Consider the following 15,692-nt stretch of genomic DNA (forward strand, 5'->3'; position numbering starts at 1 on the left):
TTGAGGATGTTAAGGGATAAAAACATATATAATGATCATTCCTTTGCAATAGTTTGACAGTTTTTTATAACTTGCTGACATTGCCAGCAATCAATTAGACGCTAAAAAATATTGGAAAACTTTCTCGATATTATGAAGAATGGAAAATTCGATTTTGTTAGAGAATCGATACCAAATACACGTTATAATAAAAAAAATATTTATGAAGGCTTTTTTCAAATGGATTAAACGGATAGGATTAGGCTTAGTTGCATTGATTATATTGTTGCTTATTGCAGGATTTATCTTTGAAAGGATATCCCGAAATGATACTAAAAAAATAACGCCAGACGGCAATTTTGCAGAAGTTGACAATCATCGGCTGCATTATTACAAAAAAGGAAATGGGGGACCAACTGTTGTTTTTGAAACGGCATTCGATCCTGCCGGACATCTGCAGTGGTACCATATTCAACAGCAGTTACCGGTTTCTTATACAAGTTTTTCATATGATAGGTCAGGAATATTATGGAGCGAACGTGGCGAGAATCCAAAATCAGGTAAAAAGATGGCTGAAGAACTGCATCTTCTGCTTGAAAAATCTAACGTACCTAAGCCTTATATTCTGGTTGGGCATTCATTTGGAGGTACACTTGTCCGATTTTTTGTCAATCAATATCCTCAAGATGTTGCAGGTATAATATTGGTAGATAGTCAATGTCCTGACGATAAAAAATATCTGTCACCGGAACTTTTCGAAATGGTCAATCAGGGGTTGCCGAGTGGCTTTTTAAAATTTGCAAATACTTTTGGGGTGGCAAGATTAATGTTTAAAGGTATGTTTCCCGCTGAAAAACAATATAAATATCAAAATTCCATCATGCCCGCTTTGCTTTACAAAAGCGCAGATGCGGTGTTGGAAGAACAGGATCATATGAGTTCTATCAAAAAAGAAGCAGCAAAGATAAAGTCTTTCGGTACTATCCCTCTTTTGATACTTACCGCTTCAGATCCAAAGCGTTATGATTCTTCTATTAAAGATGAAGAATTAAAACTTGAAATGATCAATGCATGGGATAAAATGCAAAAAGACTTTTTACTTCTTTCTACGGACAGTAAGCAAGTCATGGCTCCCAATAGTGGTCACTATATCAATCAGGATAACCCAAAGGTCGTTGAAAAAGCAATCAATGATATGGTAGATAAAATATTACATCAAAAATAAGTGCGATTTGTATGTCACTAAATGCTAGAATTTTATTGAATCTTTATACATTAGTTAAAATATCAACTTCAGTTACCACTTTCGCTTAGCCCTAAACGTTATTTAAATTTTAAAAGTAACAAAATGATCAGAAAATTGTGCATTCCCATACTGTTTTTAATGTCCATTCAATTATCGTTTGCGCAGGAAGTTTCAATTTTTCAGGATAGTATTTCAGCTAATTTCAATGAAATAAAAATTGAGGCAGACAAGCATAAACAACTATGGGGAAAAGATTTATATGGACCGATGCTATTAGTCGATCCTGATACGAGACAAATATTTGCAAACTTTTCTGATAGCACAGGTATTCTTAAACAAGACGGCAAGATCTATTCCGGGATTTTACCTGCCGAAATTAATATTGCAAACACAGCTGTCAATTGGAATGGCAGACGTTGGGCTATGATTATGCTTCCATTGCCAGTCAATAAACAGGACAGAATAAATTTGCTTGCCCACGAATTGTTTCACGTAAGTCAACCATTGTTAGGGTTTCAACTATTTAACGTTGAAAACAATCACCTTGACGAAAAGAATGGTAGAATTTATTTACGTTTAGAACTGGAAGCATTAAAGAAGGCATTACAAGCACATAATGAAACTGAACGAAAAACGTATCTTACTCATGCTTTAACCTTTAGAAAATACAGGTATTTGCTTTATCCCGGAGCATATATTACCGAAAACTTGTTAGAATTAAATGAAGGAATTGCTGAATATACAGGTTCAGTGATTAGCGGAAGAGACAGAAAGCAATCATCCGAACATTTTATTGAAAGCATAAACTCTTTTTTAAGCAATCCTACATTTGTTCGGTCATTTGCTTATCAGACAACTCCTGTCTACGGTTATTTGCTTAATAATACAAAAAAAGGCTGGAACAGAGAAATAACAGTTAAAACAAATCTGACGGAGTATTTTATAAAAGCATTCAATATAACGTTACCAAATGATTTAAGGAAAGCAACAGCCTTAATTTTACATCAGTACAACGGAAAAGCAATTATTTCAGAAGAAGAAGCAAGAGAAAACAAAACGAAAAAGCTAATTGCTGAATATAAAAGTAAATTTATTACCCAACCCCATTTTGAACTGGTATTTGAGAAAATGAATGTATCATTTGATCCAAGAAATATTATACCTATTGAAGACAAGGGAACGGTCTATCCAAATATTAGAGTTACAGATAAGTGGGGAATACTTACCGTAGAGAATGGAGCGTTAATGAGCTCTAAATGGGACAAGATTTTAGTCACCAGTCCTTTGAAAATAGAGAATAAGATTATAACTGGAGAGGGTTGGCTACTAGAGCTTAATGACGGATACTCCGTAATAAAAGACGAAGTAACGGGCAACTATAAATTAACAAAAAAAAGAGAGACTACAAATATCAAATACCAAAAATAATAATGTGCTTGTTGATTAGCTATGTAGATTCTTTAAAATATAAAATGATTTTTTTGATATGAAGATTGATGGGATTTTTAATACAAAAAAGATATGAACACTAAGTTTTCGGAGGAACTGATTCGATTGGCAAAGAAAGATTTGCAGGTAAGAGAAAGATTATTGAGTGAGAACAAACTTTCAGACGGCTATCATCCTGAAATGGAAAAAATACACAAAGAAAACGCCCGACATCTAAGACATATCATTGAGCAAATCGGGTTTCCTACGATTTCTAAAGTTGGTAAAGAAGCGAGTGAAGCAGCTTGGTTGATTATACAGCATTCCATATCTGACCCTGAATTTATGAAAAGTTCTTACCAAATGATGTTTGAACATCAGTCTGACATTAATCTAAAGCATCTTGCCTTTTTATTTGACCGGATTCAGTTTTTTCAGGGGAAGCCACAGAAATTCGGTACCCAATTGAACTCAGATGGCAGCATCTATCCGGTCATCAATAAAGATGAAATCAATGAGCTGAGAAAAAAGCATCTTCTACCGGAACTTTCACAGAAAGAAATCGATAAAATCCTGCCAATAGAACAAATAGAATCCATCGAAAGCCAAAACCCGGATTATATCGCATGGAGACAGAAAGTAGGTTGGAAATAAAACAACGTATTTTTTGAAAATTGAAAAGTAAATAGATTTAATACTTTAGATGTTATATTTTAAAATTTTTATTATGAAAAGAGCTATTGTTTTGCAGGCTTTGCCATTGTTTATTTTTATGTCTTCTTGCGGGATCAATACAATAAATGTCCAGAATACTAAAGATAATACTATGTATTCTAAAACAAAAAAAAGTTCTGAACCATTTGAAAATGTAACGGATCGGGTTTTGATCAAGCATAATTCTGCAATCGATAGTATTATTGAACGCAAAATGAATTCTGCCGGAATTGTAGGAATCGGCGTAGCAGTGATCATTGACAAAAAATTGGTATGGCAAAATGGTTATGGTTATGCAGACAAAGAAAAAGGAATTCCTTTTACGTCTTCTACAATTATGAATATTGCCTCCATCAGTAAAACCTTCACCGGATTTTGCATCATGAAAGCTGTAGAACAGAGCAAAGTTTCATTGGATGAGGATATCAATAATTATCTACCTTTTAAAGTGATCAATCCCAATTTCCCTGATGAAAAAATCACCTTAAGGCAGTTGGCAACTCACACTTCCGGATTAGCAGACCGTTATCCTTTTTACACGGACAGTACGTATTTTTATGATGGAAAGAAACCGGAAGATTTGGGCGTTTTTTTGAAAAATTACTATGTCAAGGGAGGGAAGTATTATTCAAAAGATAATTTTTTGAATGCAAAGCCGGGAAAGATTCGTGATTATTCAAATATAGCAGCTGGCTTGGCCGGCTATATTGTGGAAATAAGAACGGGTAAAAAACTTAATGAGTATAGTAAGCAATTTATCTTCGATCCTTTAAAGATGAAAAATTCGGGTTGGTTTTTGTCGGAAATCGATATTAATAAGCACTCCAAACCTTATGAAAAGAAAGGTGATATTGTTGTGCCCATAAAATTATCTGAAGGTACAACCTATCCTGATGGAGGTGTAAGAACATCTGTAAATGAGCTATCCCGATTCTTCATCACCCTTTTGAACGATGGTGAATATAAGGGAAAGAAGCTGTTGAAGAAAGAACTGGCTGAAGAAATGCTAAAGTTCCAATACACAGAAACAAATAAGCCGGACAGCATTAATATAAAAAAGATGAATTCCGGGATTTTCTGGGCGACCAAAATGGGGGGTACAAGGATCGGACACAACGGTTCCGATGCTGGTGTGAGAACTTTTATGCTTTCTGACTTGGATAGAAAAATCGGAGTTATCGTATTTTTTAATACTTCATTGGCTGAAAAAGATGAAAATGTGTTCTTTGATATTTATGAAGAGTTGTACAAATATGCAAAGGGTATGGAAGAAGAATTCTAGCTTCCAAAAATCGAACTATAAATATCCCAATTGTAAAATTTTGGGTCACAGATTTTTATGATATATAAAAAAAGACACAATTATTTAATAATTGTGTCTTTAAGTGAGCGCGAAAGGATTCGAACCTTTGACCGTCTGCTTAGAAGGCAGATGCTCTATCCAGCTGAGCTACGCACCCTAAAGTGTTAATCAGTCGGGGCGGCAGGATTCGAACCTGCGACCTCCTGGTCCCAAACCAGGCGCGATGACCGGACTACGCTACGCCCCGATTAAGGCCATCTACTAACGAGTTTTACCTCGTTTTTTGTGGGTGCAAATATACAATAGTTTTTCAAATTAAAAAAGTAAAACTGAAATAAAAAATAAAATAATTCAAGATTGAATATTTACTTATTTGAAAACCAGCTGTTTATTTAATAATGATAGTGGGAAGACTTGCTAAATTTATCCTGAAAATTCATCGAGCATATCTAAACTTGGAACAAAAAATAATGTTCCGGTTTGTGCAGTACTGAAATCAAGAATTCGGTCATAATTTCCCGGCGGGTTACCAATGAACATATTGGTTAGCATTTTTTCAACTGTACTGAATGTACTCGCATAGCAGATAAAATAAGTTCCCATTTCATTAGTTGATACATTTCCGAAAGGCATGTTATCACGCACAACCTTAAAGTCATCCCCAATATTAGCCAATGCGATATGTGAATTTTTGGGTTTTACATCATCCTCCATTTCAATATCAAGGTCTTTGGATCTGCCGATTACTTTTTCCTGTTCTTCTACAGAAAGCGATTTCCATGCATCAAGGTTGTGGGTGTATTTCTGTACAAAAAGATAGCTTCCTCCTTCATATTGTAAATCAGAATCATCAACGATGGCAAAATGATCCCGGTCTTTACCGTGCGGGTTTTCAGTACCATCAACAAAACCTAAAATAGACCGGCTGTCCCAATAACGGAATCCCTGTACCTCAACGACACAATCCGCTATTTCCTTCATGTATCCGGAAATTGTAGAGGCCATATCATAAGCAAAACTCTTCTCATCGGCCCGGATGTGGAAATGCAAATCACCTTTCGTACTTACTGCTGTATGTTTACTGCCTCTTATTTCCTGGAATTTCTTAAATTCTTTAGGCAGCGGTTGAGGCAACTCAAGTTGTTGCCATGCTTCATATCCAATACCCATTACACAGCTGGCTTTGGAATCCGGAAAACGGTCAAGTGCTGAATTATTCAGGTTAATTACCAAAGCACAAACTCTTTGGAAAACCGATTTGATCTTATCAGGATCAGCACTGTCCTTAAAATTCCATACTAAAAAATAGGTGTTATTATTCGGATAATCTGTAACATTCTGAGCATTATAATCAGTAGAAAAAGTATTATTCATTGAGATAGGTATATCGGTTTTTAATGATCAAATTTAATAAATGATGTTGGATAATGAAATTGGTTTTGTAAAATAAACAATTCAGAATATTCTTCTCACAAATTACGGTAGAAACTTTTTACTATACCTTCGTATGGCGCCCTAAAAATGAGTATTATTGTAGGAAAATTAATTCTGCACAATATATGGGGCATTGGGAAATCTTTGTGTTTTTTTTAATCATCGCTTTCATTTATTCTTCTGTGGGATTTGGCGGGGGGTCAAGTTATCTTGCGGTTCTGGCAATGTACAGTTTTCCTTATCAGGAAATACGGTTAACAGCACTTATCTGTAATGTTATTGTGGTAGTGGGTGCAGTATTTATTTACATCAGAAATAAGCAGACTGACTGGAAGAAAATACTTCCGCTTGCGATTGTAAGTGTACCTATGGCCTATTTGGGAGCTGCTTTGAAAATAAGCCAGGAAACTTTTTTCCTGATATTAGGGGGTACTTTAATCATTGCTGCATTGTTGCTATGGGTAAAAACAGAAACAAAAAATGGTGAAGAACCTCAGGAATATACCAAAATTTCTCTTTTCAAAAATGGATTTTTAGGAGGGGGGATTGGATTTTTATCAGGATTGGTAGGTATTGGCGGTGGAATTTTTCTTTCTCCGCTGTTACATCTCATGAAATGGGATACCCCACGGAAAATTGCGGCTGCATCAGGTGTTTTCATATTGGTAAATTCAGTGTCGGGTATTTTCGGTCAATTATCCAAACTGTCTGCTGATATGAATTATTTCAGAATCCTGAGTTTGTGTTTTGCCGTATTCATTGGCGGACAGATCGGTTCCAGGATGTCCCTGAAATGGAATCCTTTGGTCATTAAAAGAATGACCGCTGTTCTGGTTTTGGTAGCCGGGATAAATGTTTTAATAAAATATTGGTAATAAGTTAAATGTAAAAATGATACTTAAAATATTAGCATTCGGAATAACGAAAGATATTTTCGGAACTTCAGAGAAAGAGATAGAAATACATGAAGGAGCAAGCGTCAAAGCACTCAAGGAACTTCTGGAAAAAGATTTTCCCGAACTGAAAAGATTAAAATCCTATTTTATTGCCATTGACGATGAATATGCGGAGGAAGATCAGATCATAACAGTCTCTAACGAAATAGCAATAATTCCACCGGTAAGTGGTGGATAACAGATATGATTGATATAAAAATAACAGAAAATATACTGGATCTGACGGATTGCTTTAGACTTGTGTCCGATCCTACGTGTGGAGGAATGGCATCATTCATTGGAACAGTACGAAATCATACCAAAGGTAAGTCTGTCAGCCGTTTGGAATATGAATGCTATGCATCTATGGCTGTGAAGGAAATACAGAAAATAGCAGATAAAGCCATTTCTTTATTTTCGGTAAAGAATATCGTAGTCCATCACCGCACGGGAATCCTGTTTCCAGGTGAGGCCGCTGTGATAATTGTGGTGAGTGATGGGCATAGAAATGCTGTTTTCGATGCATGCAGCTTTATAATTGAAAATATAAAAAAAACAGTGCCTATCTGGAAAAAAGAAATTTTCCAAGATGGGGAAGAATGGGTTTCAGCACACCCTTAATTTTAGGAATAAAAATTTTGTACCTTTACTAGGCCAGTCACTATGTCATGAAAACAAATCTGTTGTCAAGTAAATCTGTAAAGCAGATAGAAATCATTAAAGTCAAGGAAAGTAATAGTTTTCCTTATACAGATGATATCTCTGTAGAAGAACCTCTGGAGATCAGGGTTTCTTACAGCGCTGAAGGTAAAAAAGAGTCAAAAAATATTTCTGTGACCATGCGGACTCCCGGAAATGATGCAGAACTTGCTGCAGGATTTTTATTCACAGAAGGGATTATTTCCAATCGTGAACAAATTAAAGAAATCTATTCTCCGCAGGAAGAATGCTCCAGGAACAGCGAAAATATTGTTATTGTTGAGCTTACAGAAGGCATTGTTCCTAAACTGATGAAAGCCGACAGGAACTTTTATACCACTTCCAGCTGCGGTGTATGTGGAAAAGGATCTATAGAATCCATAAGAACAGTAAGCACTTTTCATAACCATACAAAAGAGAATACAGAAGTTTCCTTGGAAACTTTGTATCGGTTATCCGAAAAGCTACAGTCGTTTCAGAATAATTTTAGTGCTACGGGTGGTATTCATGCTTCCGGGATTTTTGATTTAGTAGAAGGCAATCTTTTGGCACTGCGTGAAGACGTAGGAAGGCATAACGCACTGGATAAACTCATAGGTCATGCCTTGTCCGCAGGAATGCTTCCTTTGCATGATACAATTTTGGTTCTGAGTGGAAGAGCCAGCTTCGAGCTTATTCAGAAAGCTGCAATGGCAGGAATTTCTATTGTTGCGGCGATTGGGGCACCCTCGAGTCTTGCGATAGACCTGGCAAAAGAATTTGATATCACTTTATTAGGCTTTCTCCGGGACAACCGGTTTAATATCTACCATTCCGGCAGCCATTTTAAAATTGAAAATTTGTTATGAAAATAAGAATTAAAGATAACACAGTGAGATTTCGTCTTACCCAATCCGAAGTGGCAAAATTAGGAGAAGACGGCATTATTTCAAGCTTTACTGAATTTGTAGACCGTCCATTTATATACGCTATTGAAAGAACAGAAGATACAGAACTTTCAGCAGCTTTCATCGAGAACAGAATGGTTCTGAAGATGCCTGCAACAATGATAGCCGAGTGGATTTCTACAGACAGGGTAGGCTTTGAAGGGCAGACTGGAAAGATTAAACTCTTAATAGAAAAAGATTTTGTCTGTATTGATAATACGTTGGAAGATCAAAGCGACAATTATCCCAACCCGAACCTAAAATGCTAATTTTTTCATTTTTTAAAGGTAGAGATCATGGAAAACAAAGATGTACTCAATAAAAAGGAAGAAGGCAGCCGATTACCTTCTGCAGAACCGCCCTATAAACTGCTGGATTTGAAGCTGAAACCGCCCAAAGCCTGGGCGGCGGGAGTCCCTGCGGTGTTTCATTCATTGGATCAGTTGGTGCTTAATGCCTCTGTTCTTCGTGGCGGAAGGGCTCTTTTTAGCATGAATCAGTTTGATGGTTTCGATTGTCCGAGCTGTGCATGGCCAGATCCGGATGACGAGCGTTCCAAATTGGGCGAATATTGCGAAAACGGTGCAAAAGCCTTGGCGGAAGAAGCTACCTCAAAAAAGATCGGAGCAGAATTCTTCAGAGAAAATTCGGTATATGATCTAGCGAAGCTGACAGATTTTGAAATCAGCCAGTTGGGAAGAATTGCAGAGCCCATGTATTTACCGAAAGGAGGAACGCATTATCAACCAATAAGCTGGGATGATGCCTTTACGAAAATTGCTGAAAAGCTAAATGCATTGGATTCTCCTGACGAAGCCATATTTTATACATCAGGAAGAACAAGTAATGAAGCGACTTGGGTCTACCAGTTATTTGCCCGTGAATTCGGGACCAATAATTTTCCGGACTGTTCCAATATGTGCCACGAAACTTCCGGTTATGCACTTTCCAGAAGTATAGGTATTGGGAAAGGAACTGTAAAGCTGGAAGATTTCTATGATACAGACCTTATCATGATCATAGGGCAGAATCCAGGAACCAATTCACCGAGAATGCTTTCTGCATTAACTAAAGGAAAGAAAAACGGCGCCAAAATTATAGCGGTTAACCCGCTTCCCGAAGCTGGATTAAAAGGTTTCAGAAATCCTCAGGAAGTTCGTGCTTTGCTCAATAAACCTTATGAACTGTCGGATCTGTATCTTCCTGTAAAAATTAACGGAGATATGGCACTTCTAAAGGCACTTCAAATTCTCGTATTGGAAGAAGAAGCTAAAAATCCGGGAAAAGTCCTTGACCAGGAATTTATAGAAAATAAAACTGCAGGCTTCAATGAATTGATTGAGGAATTAAAAAGATATGACCTTAATTTTTTATCAGAAGAATGTGGTATCCCGGTCGAAAACTTAAGAGAAGCTGCACAAATGATCGCCTATAAAAAACGGATTATCATTTGTTGGGGAATGGGAATCACACAGCAGCACAACGGGGTGGAAATGATTTACAATATTGTGAATCTCCTGCTCATGAAAGGAAGCATAGGGATCCAAGGTGGAGGAGCGTGCCCGGTTAGAGGACATAGCAATGTGCAGGGTAACAGAACATTACTTATTAATCACCATCCTACAACGGAACAATTGGATAGGCTGCAGGAGTATTATGGCTTTGAAGTGCCCAGAAAAGGAGGATATGATGTTGTAAATGCGCTAAAAGCAATGCATGAAGGTAAAGTGAAATTCATGTTCTGCATGGGAGGTAATTTTCTTTCTGCTGCACCGGATACGACTTTTACAGCAGAAGCGATGCGTAAATTAGAAATGTCCGTAATTGTTTCTATAAAATTAAACAGAGGTCATCTTATCCACGGAAAAGAAGCTTTGATCCTACCTGTAATTTCCAGAAGTGAAAAAGATATGATAAACGGCGAACTTCAACATGTAAGCACGGAAAATTCAATGGGGGTTATAGAATGGTCAAGAGGGGTTCTCGAACCTATTTCAAAACACCTGATCAATGAAACCCACGTTGCCTGCAGAATGGCAAAAGCCGTTTTAGGGGAACACTCCGTTGTGGATTGGGATAAGTTTATCAACAGTTATGATGCTGTTCGTAACGATATTGAACAATGTATTCCCGGATTTGAAAACTATAACGAAAGAGTAGTGCAGAAAGGAGGTTTCTATCTTCCGAACGGACCAAGAGATGGGATTTTCAATAGTGAATTTTATCCGGGAAAAGCTGCTTTCAATATAACCGCTGTACCAGATAATTCTCTTGCAGAGGATGAATATCTGATGGGGACTACCAGAACACATGACCAGTTTAATACCGTTGTTTATGGTTTGAATGACCGCTACCGTGGGATTTTCAATGAAAGGAGGGTGGTTATGATGAATGAAAAAGATATTGAAAAGGCAGGACTGAAAGAAGGAGATCACGTAGATCTTTTTAATTATGATGACGGAATCGAAAGGATTGCACCGCTTTTCATTGTAGTAAAATATCCTATTCCGCAGAAAAGTACCATGACTTATTTTCCGGAAACCAATGTTCTGGTATCCATCAATAACGTGGTAAATGGTGCCAATATGCCGGCTTCCAAATATGTCCGTATCAAAATCCGAAAGCACAGTCCCGAAATTTTTAAAAGGATTGATGATCATGTAGTTGCTGCAGCCGGAACAAGCCTTGAACAACAATAAAATATATATTACTTAGGCAAATTATCATTGAGTAATGATCATAAGAAAAAAGGAACATTGGTTCAGAATGCTTTTTGTGTGGCATGGTTCTGTTTTGCCGGCACTGCTTCCCCGTTTGGGATTGCTTTTAATCCTTTCTGTATTGGTGACCTATTTTCATGGAATAATTCTTTCGTTTAAGGTCCCGTTAAACCCTACACCACTTACACTGTTTGGTTTTGTATTGGCCTTGTTCCTCGGATTTCGGAATAGTGCCAGTTATGACAGGTTTTGGGAAGGAAGAAAATTATGGGGAGCCTTGTTGAATACTGTACGTGTATTGACCCGACAGGCAATGACTCTGAGTAATAGAAAGAACGATACTATTTCTGTCCACAACTTTGTTCAGCTCCTTAGTGCCTTTGTTTTTGCATTGAAGCATCAGCTTAGAGGAACAGATGCTTATGAAGATTTAAAATCAAGGCTTGATGAAGACCAGCTGAAAATCGTTGCGGGATCAAAATATCGGCCGGCCGTTATCATGCGCTTGCTTGCGGAATGGGTCCAAAAAGCGAAAGATGAAGGTTGCTTAGATTCTATCCAACAGGCTCGTTTTGATGAAAATTTTGATAAGCTTTCTGATATTTTAGGAGGTTGTGAAAGATTGGTTTCTACCCCAATTCCTTACAGTTACCGCGTTTTATTGCATCGAACGGTATATATTTATTGTTTCTTGTTGCCTTTCGGTCTTGTAGATTCGTTGGGATGGTTTACTCCTCTTATTGTTGTATTTATTGCTTATACATTTGTTGCATTTGAAGCGATTGCTGATGAAATTGAGGAGCCGTTTGGAACGGATGCTAATGATTTAGCCTTGAACAGCATGTGTATCATGATTGACGAAACTATTCATGAGATGGTAGGGGAGCGGGTTACTGTTTCTCAAAAAACGGATCAGAATATTATTGATTAATGCTTAAAAAGAAGATTATTGTCACTTCTGAATTATTAAGAAATTACTTTTATTTATTATATTTTTGAATGCCATCTTTTAAAGAATACACTTTCTTTTCAGGAAAAATGTTCTTGATTTTTCTCGCCGCTTCTGCACTGCGTTTCCCGGATAGACAATAGACTAAAATAGGCCTGTCACAACCTGAAATATAATCTGAGTGATTTTGTAATTCTTCTACAGGAAGATTGATTCCTCCTATATTAAACTGTTCATGTTCTTTTGGGGTACGAACATCTATGATTTCAAAAAGATCTTTTTCCTGCATCAGTCGTTCAAACGGAATAGTTTCAACAGTCTGAGGTAAGCTTGTAATCTGCATAGAAGTTTTTCTTAATTTGATAAACTGTGTTTTGCCGTTCAGAACATTCGTCATCCATAACTTTCCTGCCAATAAATCTTCAGGATTTGTAAAATATTTTATGGCTTCATTGGCCTGCATACATCCAACAATTCCTGCCAGTGTAGGCAGTACGCCGCCTTCTCTGCAGTTCGGAACCTGTGATTCTTCCGCATTCGGGAAAACATCACGGTAATTAGGAGAGTAAGTACCGTCTTTTTGTATAACATTCCATATACTTACCTGACCTTCGTATTGATAAATGGCACCATATACCAAAGGTTTTCCGGTCAATACACAAGCATCATTCAACAAACATTTTGTTTCAAAATTATCTGTTCCTTCAATAATCAAATCAAATTCAGAAATCAAATCCATGACATTTTTTGAAGTTACCCGGAAATTAAAAGGAATGATTTTTACCGATGGATTTTGTTGCTGTAATTTTTTAGCGGCAATGTTAACCTTTGATTTTCCTATATCTTCCGGAGTATATAAAATCTGGCGGTGCAGATTGCTTTCGGAGACGGTATCATCATCAACAAGACCAATGGTTCCTATCCCTGAAGAAGCCAGATATTGTGCTGAAGGACAACCAAGCCCTCCCATGCCTACGATCAGAACTTTAGCATTTCTGAGGAGTTCCTGAGAGGAAATCCCAAATCCGGGTAAAGCCATCTGGCAATGATAACGTTCAAGCGGGTTGCTCATATTCTTCCAATTAAATATGTTTTCTTAAAATTTCCTGTGCTTTTGCCATATCTTCAGGCGTATTCACATTCATTAAAGAATCCGGATTGCCTGGTTTCAGAATTAAGGTATCACAGTTGATCAGAACTTTTCTTGGGCAGGTAATTCCTGATCCTAAAAAATTCAGAAGCAAAGGATAACTTTTAGGTTCCCAAATCGTAATCAACGGCTCGGGGAAGCCATCAAAAGGGCTTTCGTAAGTGGTTGCCACTTTTTCTATATTTCTGTTTTCAATTAAAAATTCTAAGGATTTTTTGTCCAATAAAGGTAAATCGCAGGCTACAACCAGCCATGCCTTGTCTCTTTGGGATCGCAATGCCGAAAGTATTCCGCCGAAAGGTCCCATATTCAGAAAAGTATCGGTAAGAGCATTGTAATTGATGTCAAAATTTTCCAGCTGGTCTTGCCTGCAGGAAATAAAAACTTCATCACAAAATGGAGCTAAAAGATCAGCCGCATAATACCGCTGTTCTTTGCCATGCCAGTTGATTTTATCTTTAGGATTTCCCATTCGCTGGCTTTTTCCTCCCGCCAGTACCAATCCGTTGAGTTTTGGGATATCAGTCTCTTTTGAAATCATTTTTTCCTCCTGATTTTTCGATGAGTTGTATTTCTTTGATCACTATATCATGGCTCATTGCTTTGCACATATCGTAAATGGTAAGTGCGGCGACAGATGCCCCCGTCAATGCTTCCATTTCGATGCCTGTTTTAGCTTCAATCTCGGCAGTACAATAGATTTCAATTTCATTCTGAGAGTTGATTTCAATATCTATTTCACAGTTATCCATACCAATAGGATGGCAGAGCGGAATAAGGTCACCTGTTTTTTTTGCTGCCATTATTCCTGCAATGATAGCGGTTTGGAAAACAGAACCTTTTTTAGTTTTAAAATCATCCTTTTGAAGCGCTTCCAGAATATGTTCAGGGAGAATTACAATGGCTTTGGCAGTAGCTTTTCGATGGGTAATTTTTTTACTACCTACATTCACCATACCAGGATGTTCTTTTTTATTAAGATGTGAAAAGTTGGTCATGAGTACAATTAAAAATTATATTTCCATATTTTATACACTTCACCTTTCTTAAACTCGGTTTTTTCCAGAGGAAGTTCTATAAATGCATCAGTTTCCGCAAGATGGGAAAAATCTCCGGATCCATTAGTATTTATTGATTCTGCGATTAACTGTCCCGATGGATTCATGCTGAGTTTTACTTGGGCAAAATATTGTAATGAAAAAGAAAAATCAATATCATTTTGTAAAACGGCATATTGGGGATTTTCATTGATTTCCAAAGATTTTTCCAGCCAGGGAATAAAATACCGGTGCAGACACATAAATACGGAAACCGGATTTCCAGGAAATGCAAAAACCAATTTATCGTTTTGGCTTTTTCCAAACCAGAATGGTTTTCCTGGTCTTTGCTTTATTTTGTGAAAAAGCTTTTCTATTCCCAGCTCTTCGCAGGCTTTGGGCAGATAATCGAATTTCCCCATGGAAACTCCACCGCTCATCAGTAGAATATCATAATTGTCAATACATTGGGACAATTCCTTTTTTATGAATTCAAGATCATCATTCCAATGCAGCCAGTCAGCATTGATCCTGTATTTTTCCAAAACAGATTTTATGGTAATTCCATTAGAACGCCTTAGCTGAAATGGAGTAGGGATATTTTCAGACGGAACCATTTCGTCCCCTGTAGAAATAATAGCCACCCTGGGAAGTTTTTTCACTTTCAGAAATGTTTTTCCGACAGACGCGGCAATCCCAAGAATAGATGGCGTTATTACCTGATTAGTTTTTACCAATATTTCTCCTGCCTTTTTATCTTTTCCTTTCAGATGGATATTCTGTCCTTTTTTAATATCAATATTGATACTTGCTATATTGTTGTTTATCAAAATATCTTCATAACGAATGACAGTATCCATTGAAGAGTGCAATGCTGCTCCGGTCATAATTTCTATGCATTCATTGTCTTCATCAATAGAAAGCGGAGTTTCTCCTGCTGCCTGTACAGCTTTGACGGTAAAGTCCCGCAATCCTTTTTCATAGAATGATTTAAAGCTGATGGCAATTCCGTCTACCGTTGATCTGTCGAATGGCGGCAAATCGCGATCAGTCAAAATATCTTCCGCTAAAATTCTTCCTAAGGCATTTTCATAGAAAATTTCTTCTATTCCGAAGTTTTTAATTTGAGAAAGTATGATTTCTTCTGCCTGCTGTACACTGATCATTTCCAT

Annotated in this window: 16 protein-coding genes and 2 tRNA genes; 11 read left to right on the forward strand and 7 right to left on the reverse strand. The window is 37.2% G+C overall.

Annotated elements, in window-relative coordinates; translation table 11 throughout:
• The first annotated feature begins 202 nt into the window (after window positions 1–202).
• The 4 genes from EGI05_RS10020 (at window position 203) to EGI05_RS10035 (ending at window position 4,649) form a co-directional block, all read left to right on the forward strand.
• Window positions 203–1,204 carry an alpha/beta hydrolase gene (locus EGI05_RS10020; protein WP_166668347.1) on the forward strand — a complete coding sequence of 334 codons (1,002 nt, stop codon included), beginning with the start codon at window positions 203–205 and terminating at the stop codon, window positions 1,202–1,204.
• 123 nt (window positions 1,205–1,327) lie between these two features.
• Window positions 1,328–2,653 (forward strand): hypothetical protein, encoded by a 1,326-nt coding sequence (locus EGI05_RS10025; protein WP_123262922.1) that lies wholly within the window; start codon window positions 1,328–1,330, stop codon window positions 2,651–2,653.
• Between the two features lie 93 nt (window positions 2,654–2,746).
• Window positions 2,747–3,307, forward strand: coding sequence for a DUF6624 domain-containing protein (locus tag EGI05_RS10030; protein ID WP_123262923.1), 561 nt, complete (start codon window positions 2,747–2,749; stop codon window positions 3,305–3,307).
• A gap of 73 nt (window positions 3,308–3,380) precedes the next feature.
• The gene (locus EGI05_RS10035) at window positions 3,381–4,649 is read left to right on the forward strand and encodes a serine hydrolase domain-containing protein (protein ID WP_166668346.1); all 1,269 of its coding nucleotides are present in this window, start codon (window positions 3,381–3,383) and stop codon (window positions 4,647–4,649) included.
• 104 nt (window positions 4,650–4,753) lie between these two features.
• Here EGI05_RS10035 and EGI05_RS10040 read toward each other — a convergent pair.
• The 3 genes from EGI05_RS10040 to EGI05_RS10050 all read right to left on the reverse strand — a co-directional run bounded on the left by EGI05_RS10040 (window position 4,754) and on the right by EGI05_RS10050 (window position 6,044).
• A tRNA-Arg gene (locus tag EGI05_RS10040) sits at window positions 4,754–4,827 on the reverse strand.
• Window positions 4,828–4,842: 15 nt separating this feature from the next.
• A tRNA-Pro gene (locus EGI05_RS10045) sits at window positions 4,843–4,917 on the reverse strand.
• A gap of 176 nt (window positions 4,918–5,093) precedes the next feature.
• Window positions 5,094–6,044 (reverse strand): Dyp-type peroxidase, encoded by a 951-nt coding sequence (locus EGI05_RS10050; RefSeq protein ID WP_123262925.1) that lies wholly within the window; start codon window positions 6,042–6,044, stop codon window positions 5,094–5,096.
• Window positions 6,045–6,229: 185 nt separating this feature from the next.
• Between EGI05_RS10050 and EGI05_RS10055 the strand changes: the two genes are divergently transcribed.
• The 7 genes from EGI05_RS10055 to EGI05_RS10085 are packed head-to-tail and all read left to right on the forward strand — an operon-like array spanning window position 6,230 to window position 12,315.
• Window positions 6,230–6,979, forward strand: coding sequence for a sulfite exporter TauE/SafE family protein (locus tag EGI05_RS10055; RefSeq protein WP_123262926.1), 750 nt, complete (start codon window positions 6,230–6,232; stop codon window positions 6,977–6,979).
• Window positions 6,980–6,995: 16 nt separating this feature from the next.
• Window positions 6,996–7,238, forward strand: coding sequence for a MoaD/ThiS family protein (locus tag EGI05_RS10060; protein WP_123262927.1), 243 nt, complete (start codon window positions 6,996–6,998; stop codon window positions 7,236–7,238).
• 5 nt (window positions 7,239–7,243) lie between these two features.
• Complete coding sequence (locus tag EGI05_RS10065; RefSeq protein WP_123262928.1) at window positions 7,244–7,660, forward strand: molybdenum cofactor biosynthesis protein MoaE; 417 nt, start codon at window positions 7,244–7,246, stop codon at window positions 7,658–7,660.
• 47 nt (window positions 7,661–7,707) lie between these two features.
• Window positions 7,708–8,586: a formate dehydrogenase accessory sulfurtransferase FdhD gene (gene fdhD, locus EGI05_RS10070; protein WP_123262929.1), complete on the forward strand. Its 879-nt coding sequence runs from the start codon at window positions 7,708–7,710 to the stop codon at window positions 8,584–8,586.
• Entirely contained in the window at window positions 8,583–8,933 is a 351-nt protein-coding gene (locus EGI05_RS10075) for a DUF7009 family protein (protein ID WP_123262930.1), read from the forward strand. Before fdhD ends, EGI05_RS10075 begins: the two co-directional genes overlap by 4 nt.
• 27 nt (window positions 8,934–8,960) lie before the next feature.
• Window positions 8,961–11,363, forward strand: a complete 2,403-nt coding sequence (locus tag EGI05_RS10080; protein ID WP_123262931.1) for an FdhF/YdeP family oxidoreductase — start codon at window positions 8,961–8,963, stop codon at window positions 11,361–11,363.
• A gap of 34 nt (window positions 11,364–11,397) precedes the next feature.
• Complete coding sequence (locus tag EGI05_RS10085) at window positions 11,398–12,315, forward strand: bestrophin family protein (protein WP_123262932.1); 918 nt, start codon at window positions 11,398–11,400, stop codon at window positions 12,313–12,315.
• Window positions 12,316–12,364: 49 nt separating this feature from the next.
• Here the strand turns inward: EGI05_RS10085 and EGI05_RS10090 are convergent, their stop codons facing one another.
• From EGI05_RS10090 to EGI05_RS10105, 4 genes are read right to left on the reverse strand one after another with little or no spacing between them, the layout of a single operon-like run.
• Window positions 12,365–13,405: a HesA/MoeB/ThiF family protein gene (locus EGI05_RS10090; protein WP_123262933.1), complete on the reverse strand. Its 1,041-nt coding sequence runs from the start codon at window positions 13,403–13,405 to the stop codon at window positions 12,365–12,367.
• A gap of 10 nt (window positions 13,406–13,415) precedes the next feature.
• Window positions 13,416–14,024 carry an NTP transferase domain-containing protein gene (locus EGI05_RS10095; protein ID WP_123262934.1) on the reverse strand — a complete coding sequence of 203 codons (609 nt, stop codon included), beginning with the start codon at window positions 14,022–14,024 and terminating at the stop codon, window positions 13,416–13,418.
• The gene (moaC, locus tag EGI05_RS10100) at window positions 14,005–14,481 is read right to left on the reverse strand and encodes a cyclic pyranopterin monophosphate synthase MoaC (protein WP_123262935.1); all 477 of its coding nucleotides are present in this window, start codon (window positions 14,479–14,481) and stop codon (window positions 14,005–14,007) included. Before moaC ends, EGI05_RS10095 begins: the two co-directional genes overlap by 20 nt.
• Before the next feature lie 8 nt (window positions 14,482–14,489).
• On the reverse strand, window positions 14,490–15,692 hold the full coding sequence (locus EGI05_RS10105) for a molybdopterin molybdotransferase MoeA (RefSeq protein WP_123262936.1): 1,203 nt from the start codon (window positions 15,690–15,692) through the stop codon (window positions 14,490–14,492).

Origin of the sequence: Chryseobacterium daecheongense, assembly GCF_003729955.1 — a bacterium.
GTDB lineage: Bacteria > Bacteroidota > Bacteroidia > Flavobacteriales > Weeksellaceae > Chryseobacterium > Chryseobacterium daecheongense.

Bases quoted from the DNA above. Each gene is read 5' to 3' on its own strand.
- EGI05_RS10095 (WP_123262934.1), bottom strand. From the start codon at position 14,024: ATGATTTCAAAAGAGACTGATATCCCAAAACTCAACGGATTGGTACTG.
- EGI05_RS10035 (WP_166668346.1), top strand. From the start codon at position 3,381: ATGAAAAGAGCTATTGTTTTGCAGGCTTTGCCATTGTTTATTTTTATG.
- EGI05_RS10080 (WP_123262931.1), top strand. From the start codon at position 8,961: ATGGAAAACAAAGATGTACTCAATAAAAAGGAAGAAGGCAGCCGATTA.
- EGI05_RS10055 (WP_123262926.1), top strand. From the start codon at position 6,230: ATGGGGCATTGGGAAATCTTTGTGTTTTTTTTAATCATCGCTTTCATT.
- EGI05_RS10085 (WP_123262932.1), top strand. From the start codon at position 11,398: ATGATCATAAGAAAAAAGGAACATTGGTTCAGAATGCTTTTTGTGTGG.
- EGI05_RS10075 (WP_123262930.1), top strand. From the start codon at position 8,583: ATGAAAATAAGAATTAAAGATAACACAGTGAGATTTCGTCTTACCCAA.
- EGI05_RS10090 (WP_123262933.1), bottom strand. From the start codon at position 13,405: ATGAGCAACCCGCTTGAACGTTATCATTGCCAGATGGCTTTACCCGGA.
- EGI05_RS10050 (WP_123262925.1), bottom strand. From the start codon at position 6,044: ATGAATAATACTTTTTCTACTGATTATAATGCTCAGAATGTTACAGAT.
- EGI05_RS10105 (WP_123262936.1), bottom strand. From the start codon at position 15,692: ATGGAAATGATCAGTGTACAGCAGGCAGAAGAAATCATACTTTCTCAA.
- EGI05_RS10060 (WP_123262927.1), top strand. From the start codon at position 6,996: ATGATACTTAAAATATTAGCATTCGGAATAACGAAAGATATTTTCGGA.
- EGI05_RS10025 (WP_123262922.1), top strand. From the start codon at position 1,328: ATGATCAGAAAATTGTGCATTCCCATACTGTTTTTAATGTCCATTCAA.
- fdhD (WP_123262929.1), top strand. From the start codon at position 7,708: ATGAAAACAAATCTGTTGTCAAGTAAATCTGTAAAGCAGATAGAAATC.
- EGI05_RS10065 (WP_123262928.1), top strand. From the start codon at position 7,244: ATGATTGATATAAAAATAACAGAAAATATACTGGATCTGACGGATTGC.
- EGI05_RS10030 (WP_123262923.1), top strand. From the start codon at position 2,747: ATGAACACTAAGTTTTCGGAGGAACTGATTCGATTGGCAAAGAAAGAT.
- EGI05_RS10020 (WP_166668347.1), top strand. From the start codon at position 203: ATGAAGGCTTTTTTCAAATGGATTAAACGGATAGGATTAGGCTTAGTT.
- moaC (WP_123262935.1), bottom strand. From the start codon at position 14,481: ATGACCAACTTTTCACATCTTAATAAAAAAGAACATCCTGGTATGGTG.